The sequence below is a fragment of the Serratia sp. FS14 genome, assembly GCF_000695995.1.
Classification (GTDB): Bacteria; Pseudomonadota; Gammaproteobacteria; order Enterobacterales; family Enterobacteriaceae; genus Serratia; species Serratia nematodiphila.
Genome location: NZ_CP005927.1, coordinates 1,966,315 through 1,981,045, shown reverse-complemented (window position 1 = coordinate 1,981,045; position 14,731 = coordinate 1,966,315). Strand labels below are relative to the sequence as shown.

Annotated in this window: 13 protein-coding genes; 8 read left to right on the top strand and 5 right to left on the bottom strand. The window is 60.1% G+C overall.

What is annotated here, in order from left to right; translation table 11 throughout:
* Positions 1-5: 5 nt before the first annotated feature.
* Complete coding sequence (gene rppH / locus L085_RS08955) at positions 6-533, bottom strand: RNA pyrophosphohydrolase (protein ID WP_004931849.1); 528 nt, start codon at positions 531-533, stop codon at positions 6-8.
* Positions 534-1,229: 696 nt separating this feature from the next.
* On the opposite strand from rppH, the gene mutH reads away from it, so the two are divergent.
* From mutH to L085_RS08935, 4 genes are all read left to right on the top strand, one after another.
* Entirely contained in the window at positions 1,230-1,916 is a 687-nt protein-coding gene (mutH, locus tag L085_RS08950; protein ID WP_004931848.1) for a DNA mismatch repair endonuclease MutH, read from the top strand.
* Positions 1,917-2,016: 100 nt separating this feature from the next.
* On the top strand, positions 2,017-2,733 hold the full coding sequence (locus tag L085_RS08945; RefSeq protein ID WP_004931845.1) for a TerC family protein: 717 nt from the start codon (positions 2,017-2,019) through the stop codon (positions 2,731-2,733).
* Between the two features lie 154 nt (positions 2,734-2,887).
* Positions 2,888-3,106 carry a YgdI/YgdR family lipoprotein gene (locus L085_RS08940; protein ID WP_004931843.1) on the top strand — a complete coding sequence of 73 codons (219 nt, stop codon included), beginning with the start codon at positions 2,888-2,890 and terminating at the stop codon, positions 3,104-3,106.
* Positions 3,107-3,311: 205 nt separating this feature from the next.
* Positions 3,312-4,352 (top strand): NADP(H)-dependent aldo-keto reductase, encoded by a 1,041-nt coding sequence (locus L085_RS08935; protein ID WP_015378923.1) that lies wholly within the window; start codon positions 3,312-3,314, stop codon positions 4,350-4,352.
* A gap of 33 nt (positions 4,353-4,385) precedes the next feature.
* Here L085_RS08935 and lplT read toward each other — a convergent pair whose 3' ends face one another.
* The 3 genes from lplT to L085_RS08920 all read right to left on the bottom strand — a co-directional run bounded on the left by lplT (position 4,386) and on the right by L085_RS08920 (position 10,324).
* On the bottom strand, positions 4,386-5,570 hold the full coding sequence (gene lplT / locus L085_RS08930) for a lysophospholipid transporter LplT (protein ID WP_004931838.1): 1,185 nt from the start codon (positions 5,568-5,570) through the stop codon (positions 4,386-4,388).
* Positions 5,570-7,723 carry a bifunctional acyl-ACP--phospholipid O-acyltransferase/long-chain-fatty-acid--ACP ligase gene (aas, locus tag L085_RS08925; RefSeq protein ID WP_044030594.1) on the bottom strand — a complete coding sequence of 718 codons (2,154 nt, stop codon included), beginning with the start codon at positions 7,721-7,723 and terminating at the stop codon, positions 5,570-5,572. The genes lplT and aas overlap by 1 nt, the downstream gene beginning before the upstream one ends.
* Positions 7,724-8,065: 342 nt before the next feature.
* Entirely contained in the window at positions 8,066-10,324 is a 2,259-nt protein-coding gene (locus L085_RS08920; protein ID WP_044030593.1) for a molybdopterin guanine dinucleotide-containing S/N-oxide reductase, read from the bottom strand.
* Between the two features lie 221 nt (positions 10,325-10,545).
* Here L085_RS08920 and galR point away from each other — a divergent pair, with 221 nt between their 5' ends.
* The 3 genes from galR to L085_RS08905 all read left to right on the top strand — a co-directional run bounded on the left by galR (position 10,546) and on the right by L085_RS08905 (position 12,377).
* Complete coding sequence (gene galR, locus L085_RS08915; RefSeq protein ID WP_004931832.1) at positions 10,546-11,565, top strand: HTH-type transcriptional regulator GalR; 1,020 nt, start codon at positions 10,546-10,548, stop codon at positions 11,563-11,565.
* Between the two features lie 159 nt (positions 11,566-11,724).
* Positions 11,725-12,069: a type II toxin-antitoxin system RelE/ParE family toxin gene (locus L085_RS08910; protein ID WP_004931830.1), complete on the top strand. Its 345-nt coding sequence runs from the start codon at positions 11,725-11,727 to the stop codon at positions 12,067-12,069.
* 5 nt (positions 12,070-12,074) lie between these two features.
* Entirely contained in the window at positions 12,075-12,377 is a 303-nt protein-coding gene (locus tag L085_RS08905) for a helix-turn-helix domain-containing protein (RefSeq protein ID WP_004931828.1), read from the top strand.
* Between the two features lie 27 nt (positions 12,378-12,404).
* Here the strand turns inward: L085_RS08905 and lysA are convergent, their stop codons facing one another.
* Complete coding sequence (gene lysA, locus L085_RS08900) at positions 12,405-13,667, bottom strand: diaminopimelate decarboxylase (RefSeq protein ID WP_044030592.1); 1,263 nt, start codon at positions 13,665-13,667, stop codon at positions 12,405-12,407.
* Positions 13,668-13,800: 133 nt separating this feature from the next.
* Here lysA and L085_RS08895 point away from each other — a divergent pair, with 133 nt between their 5' ends.
* Positions 13,801-14,724: a LysR family transcriptional regulator gene (locus L085_RS08895; protein ID WP_021505677.1), complete on the top strand. Its 924-nt coding sequence runs from the start codon at positions 13,801-13,803 to the stop codon at positions 14,722-14,724.
* Positions 14,725-14,731 lie beyond the last annotated feature (7 nt).

The following is a 14,731-nucleotide window of genomic DNA, read 5'->3' as shown; positions in this document are numbered from 1 at the left end:
TTAACTTAACCTCTCTTTCGGCGATAAGCGGGGGCCTGCCGCGGCGCCGCCTGCTCTTGCATCGGCATCACGGTCACGGCGAATTCTTTCATCACCCGGCGGTAGACGTCGCGTTTGAACGACACCACCTGGCGCACCGGATACCAGAAGCTCACCCAGCGCCAACCGTCGAACTCCGGCGTGCTGCTGCGCTGCATATTGATATCAGCGTCATTGCACAGTAGCTGCAACAAAAACCATTTTTGCTTTTGGCCGATACAAACCGGCTTTGTGTCCCAACGCACCAAACGTTTCGGCAATTTATAGCGCAACCAGTTGCGGGTCGAAGCCAGGATGCGCACATCCTTTTTACTCAGCCCCACTTCTTCGAACAGCTCACGGTACATCGCCTGCTCCGCAGTTTCGCCAGGGTTAATCCCACCTTGGGGAAACTGCCAGGAGTGCTGACCGTAACGGCGGGCCCATAGGACCTGCCCCTGACGATTACAGATTACGATACCAACATTCGGGCGGTAGCCATCATCATCGATCACCGGACTACCTCGATAAGCTTAAATTCGCATAGATGTCCTGATTGTTTCACACAAGCTACAGGCGGTAAACCACTGCTTTACGGCGCTGCGGGCCGGATAACATTGGGATAACTCACAGATATAGGCAAAGTTATAAACATACCCCAGCCTTTCAGACCGGTTTTATTCACTTTTTCTGTGGATAGGTGTGTGCAGAACTCGAGGGATAAGCCGGTAAAACTCTCGCTCCCTAAAATTCCCCCTCATACCTAAAAACAAATATTAAGCTTAAAAACATACATTTAAACAATATCCCACAGTGATTTACAGGGCAAAAATGTGATCTATGCACGGTAAGGATCTTACCCTGGCGAAAGATCCACCAACGCCGTTTTTATCCACAGATTATCCGGGCAAGTTACGCACAAAACGGACAAATTCGTAAAAATCCGCCTGAGTCAAGGCTGTAAATTGAACCAGTGATCGGTAAAAATTTGGGTTATCCCATAAATCTGTGGATAAATAGGTGTAAGATCCTGTTTATTGTCGGTGGCTTCAGGTGAACAAGCCCCGCAAGTGCATTGTCGCCCGCGCAAGGAAAGAAAAAAAGTCATGTAAAATCATGCTACTATTATTCTTTTCCCCAGGCGACTGGGGTTAGCGTTTCCCGTGTATCTATGCAGTACGTTTTTCAACCAAATTCGACAGGCTTGATTTATGGCGTTTTTATCCCCTCTGCCGCCCCCGCCGGAAAATGAACGGCAGCTGTTCGAGCGCGCTCAGGCGCTGGCCGGCTTCAGTTTTGGCGAACTGGCCGCCCGCGCGCAGTTGCCGATCCCCAAGGATCTGAAACGCGATAAAGGCTGGGTGGGCATGCTGCTGGAGCTGTACCTCGGCGCCATGGCCGGCAGTAAACCGGAACAGGATTTTCCTGAGCTGGGCATTGAGCTGAAAACCATTCCTGTCGACGCCGCCGGCAAACCGCTGGAGACCACTTTCGTCTGCGTCGCCCCGCTCACCGGCAACAGCGGCGTCACCTGGGCCAGCAGCCACGTTCGCCACAAGCTGGCGCGCGTGTTGTGGATACCGGTAGAGGGCGAACGGCAAATCCCTCTGGCGCAGCGCCGCGTCGGTTCGCCGCTGCTGTGGAGCCCGAGCCTTGCTGAAGAAGAGATGCTGCGCCGCGATTGGGAAGAGCTGATGGATCTGATTGTGCTCGGTCACGTAGAACGCATCACCGCACGCCACGGCGAAGTGCTGCAACTGCGCCCCAAAGCGGCCAACAACAAGGCGCTCACCGAAGCCATCGGCGAACAGGGGCAACCTATCATGACGCTGCCGCGCGGTTTCTATCTGAAAAAAGGTTTTACCGGCGCGCTGCTGGCAAGACATTTCTCAATCTAAGCGATTTCGTTTAACTCTGGTTTAGCTAGCCCTGTCAGCGCCACGATAAACGCGTATAATTCACGCTTTGCATTTATTAAGTACTAAGGTGTGTCGGGCAATGTTCGAATGGATTATGGATCCCAATGCCTGGTTAGCGTTAGGTACGCTAACCATTCTTGAGATCGTACTGGGTATTGATAACATCATTTTTCTGTCGCTGGTGGTGGCGAAGCTGCCCAAAGCGCAACAGAACAAAGCTCGCCGAATGGGCTTGGCCGCCGCCATGCTGATGCGCCTGGCGCTGCTGGCCTCCATCGCCTGGGTGATCCGCTTGACGCACCCGCTGTTCACCGTGCTGGATCACGCCATTTCCGCCCGCGATCTGATCCTGCTGCTGGGGGGACTGTTCCTGATCTGGAAAGCCAGCAAAGAGATCCACGAAACCATCGAAGGGTCGGAAGAAGAGCACCACACCAAGGTGCACAGCTTCTTCGGCGCGATCGTACAGATCATGCTGTTGGATATCATCTTCAGTCTGGATTCGGTGATTACCGCCGTGGGCCTTTCCGATCACCTGTTCATCATGATGGCGGCGGTGGTGATTGCCGTCGGCGTGATGATGTTCGCCGCCCGGCCGATCGGCGAATTCGTCAATCGCCATCCGTCGGTGAAAATGCTGGCGCTGGCGTTCCTGATCCTGGTGGGCTTCACGCTGATGCTGGAAAGCTTCCAGGTGCACGTGCCGAAAGGCTACATCTACTTCGCCATGTTCTTCTCCATGTCGGTAGAAGCGCTCAATCTGATGCGCAGCAAGAAAAACCGTTCGCCGGAATAACCCTGCGCGGAGGCCGCCATCGGCGGCTTCCGCCGTTTCGTTGCCCCCTCATTTCAGTTTTTCTTATCAGATAAAGACTTATCTGAGACGTCCCCGGCCAAGAGTTTGCTAATCTTGAAAGAATATTGTTTTTGCATAATCGAGGATCCGCAGGATGAAAAAGTGGGTAATGGCAGTGTCTGCGCTGGTGATGGCGGCCGGTTTGGCGGGATGTTCCAGCGACTACGTCATGGCGACCAAAGACGGCAACATGATCCTGACGCAAGGCAAACCAGAGATCGACGAAGACACCGGACTCATCAGTTATAAAGACGAGAAAGGCAACCACCGCCAGATCAACGGCGATCAGGTTTCCCAGGTTATCGAACGCTAATCACCGCTCGCCGGCTATCGCCCGTTCAAGCGCGGTAGCCCTCATTCGTCTCCGCACTGAATCCGCTTCCCCCATCTTCACCGCTTGGTTATAGTCAGGAAAGGCGACATCGCCGCCCGACGGACTTTGCGCCGTCTTCTGAATTGGGCTCCTGTTTCACCGGGCCGCGCGGCCCGTCAGCGCTAACAAGAAAGGAAGGCCGTTAATGCAATACCACCGTATTCCCCACAGTTCTTTAGAAGTGAGCGTGCTGGGACTGGGCACCATGACCTTTGGCGAACAGAACAGCGAAGCCGACGCCCATGCGCAACTGGACTATGCATTGGCCGCAGGCGTGAACCTGATAGACACCGCCGAACTGTACCCGGTGCCGCCTCGCCCGGAAACCCAGGGCCTGACCGAGAGCTATATCGGCAGTTGGATCAAGGCGCGCGGCAATCGCGAAAAAATCGTCCTGGCCAGCAAAGTTTCGGGCCCGGTACGCGGCACCGACAGCAGCATCCGTCCGCAGCAGGCGCTGGATCGCAAAAACATCCGCGCCGCGCTCGACGCCAGCCTCAAGCGGCTGAACACCGATTATCTCGATCTTTATCAATTGCACTGGCCGCAGCGTGCTACCAACTGCTTTGGCAAACTCAACTATCAATACACCGAGGACAAAGCTACGGTCACGCTGTTGGAAACGCTGGAAGCGCTGACCGAGCAGGTGCGCGCCGGCAAGATCCGCTATATCGGGGTTTCCAATGAAACGCCCTGGGGCGTGATGCGCTACCTGCAGCTGGCGGAGAAACATGAGCTGCCGCGCATCGTGTCGATTCAAAACCCGTACAGCCTGCTGAACCGCAGCTTTGAGATTGGCCTGGCCGAGATCAGCCAGCACGAAGGGGTGGAACTGCTGGCCTATTCCAGCCTGGCGTTCGGCACCCTGAGCGGTAAATACCTCAACGGCGCAAAACCGGCCGGCGCGCGCAATACGCTGTTCACCCGTTTCAACCGTTATTCAGGGCAGCAAACCCAGTTGGCGATCGCCGAATACGTGGCGCTGGCCAAAAAACACGGGCTGGATCCTTCGCAGATGGCCTTGGCCTTCGTGCGTCAGCAGCCATTCGTCGCCAGCACTCTGCTGGGCGCCACCTCGGTGGATCAGTTGAAAATCAACCTCGACAGCCTCGACGTGATTCTGGATGAGGACGTGCTGCAGGCGCTCGAAGAAATCCACACCCGGTTTACCATTCCGGCGCCTTGATAGCCTGAGGGCGCAGCCTGGCTGCGCCCCGTTTCACCGCCGCTGAGACCACCACAATGCGCTAATCGCCAGCGCAAACACCACGCCAAACCCTACGCCGACGCCCACCACCGGCACGCCCAGCTTCACGACCAAAGAATACAGGCCCAGCATCAGCAACATGGCGGCGTTTTCACCCAGGTTTTGCACTGCGATCGCATTACCGGCGCCGACCGAATGTTTGCCCCGCTCCTGCAGCAACGCATTGAGCGGCACGACGAAGAAGCCCCCCAGCATGCCGATGAGCGCCAGCAAGACGTAGGCATTGAGCATAGTCGTTTGCAGCGCAAACACCGCGACCGCGATGCCGATCAGGATCCCGGCCGGCATGCAGCGTTTCACCGTCTTCAGCGTGACGAAGCGCGCGGCGGCACCCGCGCCCAACACGATGCCGACGGCCACCATGGCGTTCAGCAGCGTCGGCGTGGCGTTATCGGCGATGCCAAGCGCCACCGGCACCCACAGCACCAACAGAAAACGCAGCGTCACGCCGGCCCCCCAAAACAGGCTGGTGCCAATCAATGAGAAACGCGTCTGCCCATCGCGCCATAATGTGACGCAGGCGGTAAAGAAACTGTTCGTCATGGCCCGCGGCCGCCATGAAGCCCCTGGGCGCGCCGCCGCCAGACGTGGAATATACAGGTTGGCGACCACCGCCCCCGCGTAAACCAACGCGCAGGCCGCCAGCGCCGCGACCACGTGCCAGTCCGCCAGAATACCGCCGGCCACCGAACCGGTCAGAATGGCGGCGATGGTCGAGGCCTCCATCAGGCCGTTAGCCTTGACCAGCTTCTCGCCGCTAGTGATCTCGCCCAGAATGCCGTATTTGGCCGGAGAATACGCGGCGGCCCCCACGCCGACCAGGCTGTAACCCAGAAACGGGTTCCCCCCAAAACAGATCACCAATGCCCCCGCCAGCTTCAGCGCGTTGGCGAACATCATCACCCGCCCTTTGGCGAAGCTGTCGGCCACCTGGCCGACAAACGGTGCCAGGATGATGTAGGTGGCGACGAAGGCCATCTGCAGGATCGGCTGGCTCCAGTCCGGATACAGCTGCTGCTTGATCAGCGCCAGCGTGGCGAACAGCAACGCATTGTCGCCGAACGCCGAGAGGAACTGCGCGCTGATCACCGCGATCATGCCGCGTGACAACAAAGGGGATTCGGTCGAAGGATTCATCAGGCACTCTCCGGCTGTTCGGCCATATGACGCAAGGTGACGAAATCAGGTTTGCCGCTGCCGAGCACCGGCAGCGTTTTCAACAGGCGAATATCGCGCGGCACCGCCAGCTCCGGGCTGCCCAGCTCGCGCGCCACCCGCAGCAATGCCTCGCGGGTAATGGCGGGATCGGTGGTGAACAGCACCAGCGCCTCGCCTTTGCTGCTGTCGCTTTTGACCGTGGCAGCATGCAGTTTTTCCGGCGACAGCCGTTGCGCCAGCAGTTCGACGCTCTCCAGCGACACCATCTCGCCCGCCAGCTTGGCGAAGCGCTTCACGCGTCCGCGAATGGTGCAGTAACCCTGCTCATCCAGGCTGACGATATCGCCGGTATCATACCAACCCGGCTGCAGCACACCGTTCGCATCTTCCGCCGCCGGCGGTTCCAGCTCACCGGGACGTTCAACCCGCAGGTAGCCTTTCATGATATTCGGCCCCTTCAGCTGCAGGCGGCCGCCGTTATCGATGCCCGGCACCGCGATCAAACGCGCCTCCATCTGCGGCATGATACGGCCAACGGTGCCCACCTTGGTCGCCAGCGGCACGTTGATCGACACCACCGGCGCGCACTCGGTCACGCCATAGCCTTCCAGAATGCGGATGCCGTATTTATCCTGATAGATCTGTTTGGTGCTGTCCGCCAGTTTCTCCGCGCCGGCCACCACATAGCGCAAGCGGGCGAAATCATACGGATGCGCGAAGTGCGCATAGTTGTTGAGGAAGGTCGCCGTGCCGAACAGCACCGTGCAGTTACGGTCATACACCAACTCCGGCACCACGCGATAGTGCAGCGGGCTGGGGTAGAGGAAAATGCGGCTGCCGGTGAGAAGCGGCGTCAGCAGCCCCACCGTCAGGCCGAACGAGTGGAACAGCGGCAGTGACGACATGAAGCGGTCGCGCGGCGTGAAATCGGCGATGGTGCGGATTTGTTCTACGTTGGCCAGCAGGCTGGCATGCGAATGCACCACGCCCTTGGGGTGGCCTTCGGAACCGGAAGTGAACAAGATCAGCGCCGCGTCCTCCGGGCGTTGCGGCAACATCGCGCGCTGCGGTTGCAGCAAGTGCCGCAGGATCCACAGCTTGTCCGCCAGCGTAACGGTGCCTTTCAGATCCTCCAGATACACCCAGTTGGCCTGCGTCACCTGCTCCGGCAGATGGGTCAGCTTGCCCTTCTCCAGGAACTGGCGCGAGGTGACGATGGTCTTGATGCCGGCGGCGGTCATCGCGCTGTTCAGGCCGTTGGCGCCGGCGGAGTAGTTGAGCATCGCCGGAATGCGGTTGCGCAGCGAAGCGCCGAAGATCGCCGCCGCGGTGATGGTGGCGTTGGGCAACAGCAGCCCGACGTGCTCCCCTTCGGCGGTAAAGCGCTGCAGAATGCGGCTGACGCCCAGCGATTTCTTGATCAGCGTTTGGTAGCTGTCCTCTTTGAAAGCGATGTCTTCGATACAGGGCTTGCGGCGCCCATAGCGCTGCTGCGCCGCCAGCAAGGCATGGAACAGCGTCTGCGGTTCGCGCGTCTCCATGCGCGCCCGCATCATGATCTGCATCAGCCGATCGCCCGCCAGCGCCCGCCGCTCGCGCGCACGCGGCGCCTCCGGCATCGGTAGCGTGGTCGGCGGCAAGATGCGGATGCTGATTTGCGGAAACCAGCGGATCTTGAACACCCCGGCCATGCGGCCGAACGGGCTGAATTCGGGGCCGTCGATCCGCACCGGCACCACGGTGGCGCCCGATTTGGCGGCGATAAACGCCGCGCCGTCGTAGATTTTCATCAGCGCGCCGGTTACGGTGATGCGCCCTTCAGGGAACACCACGATCGGCCGCCCCTGTTCGACCATGCGCACCAGCTGCTTGATGGCCATCGGCTTGGTGGGATCGAGCGAGACGAAATCGATGTAAGGCCGCAGCCAGCGCATAAACCAGCTCTCGCCGATGCTGGCATAGACCGCAAACACCGGTTTTATCGGCAGGAACAGCGCCAGCAGTACGCCGTCGAGGAAAGAGACGTGGTTCGGCGTAATCAGTAATTTTTGCCGTTCGAAGTGCTGGACGTCCCCTTCGACCCGTACCCGAAACAACAGGCGAAACAGCGCGCGCAGCAGTGAAAAGATCATGCCCTTCTCCCTTGGCCATGGAGGCGTAAATCGTTGTAGGGAAAAGAATACTATATGGCAGGCAAAAAAAACCTACGCATCCGCGTAGGTTGGTGCAATTGAAAATGGCTTCAACATACAGAGTATGCTGATTTCTCACCAATCAATACCTCTGGGATCACCTACTCTAGAGAGATGGCGTGCAGGAAACTACCGCCGAATCGCAAGAGTTCTGCTCCAAATGCAACCAGCTGTAAATTTCCCGCGATCTGCTGTAATAACTCAATGAAACTTAAACCTTCCCGCAGCGACGAAAATAAATATAACAACGACGAGCCAGTGACCCAGACGTGAAATCTTCACTCATCGCGCGCTGACCTCGACCAGGCAGCTCATGGCGTTCGGCCCCTGCGTCAGAGGCGAGGTGCCGATATCCAGCGTCAGCACGTTCGGGTTGCCCGCCTGCTCGACCGGCCGGCGCTGCGCGTCGAAACCCGGCTCGAACCAGGCACCGGTCGCCATCAACACCACGCCGCGCGTCACGCCATCGGTGAGCGATACCCCCGCCAGACAGCTGCCGCGCGCATTGCTGACCAGCACTTCGGCGCCGTCCGCCACGCCGCGCGGCTCCGCATCGTCCGGATGCATATACAGGGTTTCGCGCCCGGCGGTCTTGTTGCCCTGCGCCAGCGGCGCCGGATCCATCTGGCTATGCAGGCGATCGCTCGGCTGAATGGAGATCAGGTGCAGCGGCCAGTTTTTGGCCTGCGGCGCACCCAGCCACTCCACCGGCGGCCGCCACTGCGGATGCGGAGCGAAATCTTCGTAGCGATAGCCGGCGATCCGCTCGCTGAACAATTCGATCTTGCCGCTGGGCGTTTGCAGCGGGTTAACCTGGGGATCGGCGCGAAACGCGTCAAAAAATACAAACTCTTTGGCCGGCGCGGGCAGCTCGACATAGCCCCGTTGCCAGAACGCCTCAAACTCGGGCCAGGCGACGCCGGCGCGCTGCTGCGCCGCGCCGCATTGCCGATAGATAGCTTCGATCCAGGCGCGCTCATCGCGGTTTTCGGTAAAGCGCTCGCGATAACCGAGACGCTCGGCCAGATCGGCGAAGATATCGAAATCGTTGCGCGCCTGATGCTGCGGCGAAATGGCCTGATGCATCGCCAACACGTAGCGATCGCGCGACGAGCCGCCGATGTCGTTACGCTCCAGCGAACTGGTGACCGGCAGCACGATATCCGCCATTTTGGCCGCCGCCGTCCACCAGATATCTTGGACGATCACCGTATCCGGCTTCTGCCAACCTTCCACCAGTCGGTTCAACTGCTGATGGTGATGGAACGGATTGCCGCCGGCCCAGTGCACCAGATGGATATCCGGATAATGCCGCGTCTCGCCGCAAAATTGATAGGCTTCGCCGGGGTGCAGCAGCATGTCGCAGATGCGCGCCACCGGGATCGCCAGCCCGGCCGGGTTATCCCCTACCGGCATGGTCGGCGCGGGGGTATCCACGCGCGGGTTGCCGACGCCGTTCATTGAGCCGTGGCCGAACGAAAAACCGCCGCCCGGCAGCCCCACCTGACCCAGCATCGACGACAGCGCGATCATCATCCAGTACGGTTGCTCGCCACGATGCGCGCGCTGCACAGAGTAGGAACAGGTGATAAAACTGCGCACGCCGATCAGCTGCCGCGCCAGCAGCGCTATGCGCGCCGTCGGAATGCCGGTGATGGCGCTGGCCCAGGCCGGCGTTTTCGCCACGCCGTCGCTCACGCCGTTCAGGTAATCCGCCAACTGTTGATAACCCACGCAGTGGCTGTGCAGGAAGGCTTCATCCTGCGCGCCCAGCCGCTGGATTTCGTAAGCCAGCGCCAGCATCAGCGCCACGTCGGTATTCGGCCGGATCGGGATCCATTCCGCATTGACGAACTCGGGGCAATCATCGCGCATCGGGCTGATGTTGACCACCGGCGTACCCTTGCGCGCCAGCTTTTGCAGCCAGGGCTTGAGCGCATGTTCCGCCGCGCCGCCGGAAGAGACCTGAGCGTTTTTCAGCGCCAACCCACCAAACGCCACAAACAGCTCGCAATGCTCCACCACGCTCGGCCAACTGGTGACGCGCCCGGTCAACGGCGAGAAAGTGCCGATCACATACGGCAGAAAGAACTGCGCTGCGCCCCAGCTGTAGTTGCCCTGCTGATCGACCCCGCCGCCGCCGCTGAAATAGAATCGCCGCACCAGCGAGCGGGCATGGTGCAACCGCCCGGCCGACGACCAGCCATAAGAGCCGGTAAACAACCCGGAGGCGCCGTAGCGCTCGCGCACCCGGCGATTCTCCTGCGCCACCAAATCGAGCGCCAATTCCCAGTCCACCTCGACGAAATCTTCCCTGCCGCGCAGCGTACGGTCGCTGCCCTCGCGCTTTTGCAGCCACGAGCGGCGCACCGCCGGCTTGCGAATGCGTTTGTCGGAGTAAACCATCGGCGCGATGGAATCGAGCAGCGGCGAAGGGTCGGGATCGTCGACGAAGGGTTCACAACGGATAAGCCGGCCGTCTTCAACCACGGCGGTATAAGCGCCCCAATGGGCGAGCTGCGGATAGCGTTTAATGGACATGGCGTTCTCGGCGCAAATCGGAATGCACAGACGTTACCTCAAGCCCACCGCCGGTGCCAACGTACAAATTGCGCTATCGTTCGGTAGCAGTTGGTTATGCGTACAGACTCGAAGAGATTCTGCAACCGCCGCCACAAGTTGCGCACGAGACCGCTTGCAGCCCCGGTTTTTTTCCGCAAAACTGGGGGATGTAAGCGATTACCCAGGATGTGTTGACTGATATGGCTACGATAAAGGATGTTGCCAGGCTGGCGGGGGTTTCCGTGGCCACGGTATCCCGCGTGATAAACAATTCCCCCAAGGCCAGCGAAGGGTCGCGCACCGCGGTGCAGGCCGCGATGGAACAGCTGCAGTATCACCCTAACGCCAACGCTCGGGCGCTGGCGCAGCAATCCACCGAGACGCTGGGGCTGATCGTCTCCGACGTTTCCGATCCCTTCTTCGGCGCGATGGTCAAAGCGGTCGAGCAGGTGGCCTACGCCACCCACAATTTTCTGCTGATTGGCAACGGTTACCACGACGCCGAAAAAGAGCGTCAAGCGATTGAACAACTGGTGCGGCACCGCTGCGAAGCGCTGGTGGTGCACGCCAAAAGACTGAGCGATCAGGAACTTTGCGGCTGGATGCAACAGATCCCGGGCATGGTGCTGATCAATCGCACGCTGCCGGGCTTCGAAACGCGCTGCGTGGCGCTCGACGATCGCTACGGCGCCTGGCTGGCAACCCGTCATTTGATCCAGCAAGGGCATCAGCGCATCGCCATCATCTGCTCCACCCACCAGATTTCCGACGCCACCGACCGGCTGCAGGGCTATCTCGACGCGCTGCGGGAACACGGTATCGCGGTGGATGAAAAGCTGATCGCCTATGGCGAACCGGACGAAATCGGCGGCGAACAGGCGATGACCGAATTGCTCGGCCGCGGCCGTTCGTTCTCCGCCATTACCTGTTACAACGATCCGATGGCCGCCGGCGCGCTTTCGGTGCTGAGCGATAACAGCGTCGACGTACCGGGGGAAATTTCGCTGATCGGTTTCGACGACGTGCTGATTTCGCGCTATCTTCGGCCGCGCCTGACCACCATTCGCTACCCGATCGTGGCGATGGCCACCCAGGCGGCGGAGCTGGCGCTGGCGCTGGCCAACCGGCAACCGCTGCCGGAAATCACCAACATGTTCAGCCCAACGCTGGTGCGCCGCCACTCGGTCGCCACCCTCAACAACGCACACGAACAGCCGTAATTCCCGCCGCCGCATGGGTGAGCCGTCACCCATGCGCTCAGATTGCGCAGCCCGCCGCATTTCCCGCTTTTGGATTTTTTCCGCTCCCAGCGTTCGTGCATATTGTTGGCACAATAACCTTTACACTATATAGCATAAACGCTATATTCGGAGCGCGTCATGTGGCAAGTGGTGACCGTCGAACGGTTTGACGACTGGTTTTTGGCGCTCAACAACGCCCAGCAAACAAGCATCCTGGCGGCGATCTACAAATTGCAGACGTTCGGTCCGCAATTGGCGCGGCCGCATGCCGATACGCTGCATTTTTCCGACGCGGTCCGGCAGTTGAAGGAGCTGCGCATTCAACATCGCGGGCGCCCTTTCAGGGTGTTTTTCGCCTTTGATCCACAGCGGCAAGCGGTATTGCTGTGCGGCGGCGATAAAACCGGCGACAAACGCTTTTACCAGCGCATGTTGCCCATCGCCGCCATGGAGTTTTCACATTATCTGGCAACCCGGAGGTAGTGCAGATGGCCAAACCTTTATCCCAACTGATCGATAAACTCGATCCCGCCGTCGTTGCCGCCGCCAGGCAAAAAGCGGACCAGGAGATTTTCGAGCTGCGGCTGGCGATGCTGAGGGAAGAGTTGGCGGTTTCTCAGGTTGAATTGGCGAAGCGGCTCGGCATCAGCCAACCCTCCGTCGCCAATTTGGAAAAGCGCGGCAGCGAAATCAAACTGTCGTCGCTCAAACGCTATATCGAGGCGATGGGCGGCACGCTGTCGCTGGATGTGCAATTGCCCAATGGCCAGCACCGCCGCATGACGCTGTGAAGCGGGCGCCAGGCGCCCGCCCGCTGATCAGATAAGTTCCAGCGCGATCAGCTCTTCGATGGTTTGGCGGCGGCGGATCAAACGCGGCTCGCCGTTTTCGAACAGCACTTCAGGCAACAGCGGACGGCTGTTGTAGTTGGAGGACATCGACGCGCCGTAGGCGCCGGTATCGTGGAACACCAGATAATCGCCGATCTGCACCGGCGGCAGCTCGCGGGTTTCCACGCCGCCGCCCGCCTGCTGGGTAAACACGTCGCCGGATTCGCACAGCGGCCCGGCGATCACCGTGTCGCGCAGCGCTTGCCCCGAGGTATCGCGCCCATCGGCCGGCAACAGCGAAATATGGTGGTAACTGCCGTACATCGCCGGGCGCATCAGATCGTTAAAACCGGCGTCCACCAGCACGAAGTGGCGGCTGCCCATGTCTTTTACCGCCCGCACTTCGGCCACCAAGATGCCCGCTTCTGCCATCAGGAAACGCCCGGGTTCGATCTCCAGCTGCACCGGATGCCCCAGATGCGCGGCGATGCGTTCACGCGCCCGGTTCCACAAACCGAAATAGTGTTCGGTATCGATCGCCTCTTCGCCGTACTGATACGGGATAGACAGGCCGCCGCCGGCGGAAATGGCGCTGATGTCATGACCGAGATCGATCACCTGCTGCACCATCGCATCGCAGACCCGCTCCAGATGCTGGTAATCGACCCCGGAACCGATGTGCATATGCACGCCGATCAGTTTCAGGCCGTAGCGGCGAATTTTCTCCACCGCCTGCGGCAGGTCGGCATACCAGATGCCGTGCTTGCTGTTCTCGCCGCCGGTGTTGGTTTTCTGGCTGTGGCCATGGCCAAACCCCGGATTAATGCGCAGCCACACCGGATGCCCGGCGGAAACCTGGCCGAGCTGATCCAGCATGTCGATGGAACCGGCGTTAACCGGGATCTTCAATTCGCTGACGCGCGCCAGCGTGGCGTGATCCAACACGTCCGCGGTAAACACGATCTCGCTCGGTTCGCCGCCCGGTTGAAAACCGGCCTGCAGCGCCCGTTCGATCTCGCCCAGCGACACCGAATCCACCTTCACGCCCTGCTCGCGCATCAAGCGCAAAATATGAATGTTCGAACAGGCCTTCTGCGCGAAACGAATGGTGTCGAAGTGGCGCAGCTGAGCGATGCGCTGGCTGATGATGTCGGCATCATAGGCCCAGACCGGGCAACCGAAACGCTGCGGCAAGGCCAGCAGGTTAGCGGCGTTCAACGCGGTGGAGGTGTCGTGCAACGGGCGTGGCATGGCGATATTCCCAATTCGAAAATGACGGCAGATAAGGCCATAGTGCCGCACGCTGAATCGAGTGGAAAATATCTATTTAGCCGTAGTCTATTCATTTATGATATGGCTTTCTCTACAGTCGAGCGGCCTCGCCATGCACAGTATCTCTTTGCGGCAGATCGAAATCTTTCGGGCGGTGATGACCACCGGCAACCTGACCGAGGCGGCAGCCCTGCTGCAAACCTCGCAACCGACCGTCAGCCGCGAGCTGGCGCGCTTTGAAAAGCTGATTCGGCTGCAGCTGTTCGACCGGGTGCGCGGGCGTTTGTCCCCCACCGTGCAAGGGTTACGGCTGTTCGAAGAGGTACAGCGCTCCTATTACGGCCTCGATCGCATCGTCAACGCCGCCGCCGGCATCCGCCAGTTTCAGCAGGCGCAGCTGTCGATCGTGTGTCTGCCGGTATTCTCCCAATCGCTGCTGCCGGCGGTGTGCCAGCCCTTTATCGAACGTTATCCGGAAGTCAGCTTCAGCGTGATCCCGCAAGAGTCGCCGCTGCTGGAAGAGTGGCTGTCTGCCCAGCGCCACGATCTCGGGCTGACGGAAACCACCCTCACGCCGGCGGGCACCGAACGGGTGACGCTGATGACGTTGAACGAAGTGTGCGTGCTGCCGACGGGCCACCCGCTGCTGGTAAAAGACCAGCTGACGCCGCAGGACTTCGCCGGGCAGAACTTTATCAGCCTGTCGAGCACCGACAGCTATCGTCACTTGCTGGATGCGCTGTTCGGCGAACAGGGCGTCGAGCGCCGCATGGTGATGGAAACGCACAGTGCGGCGTCGGTGTGCGCCATGGTGAGAGCCGGCGTGGGGGTGTCGATCGTTAACCCGCTGACGGCGCTCGACTATGCCGGCAGCGGCGTGCACGTGCGGCCGTTCAGCATCGACGTGCCGTTCACCGTCAGCCTAATCCGGCCGCTGCACCGCCCTTCATCGGCGCTGGTCACGGCCTTTATCGACCATCTGCATCAGCAGGCGGCACGCTTCTCCGCCCGGCTGGCCGCCGCTGTCAGGCGCTGAAAGCGGC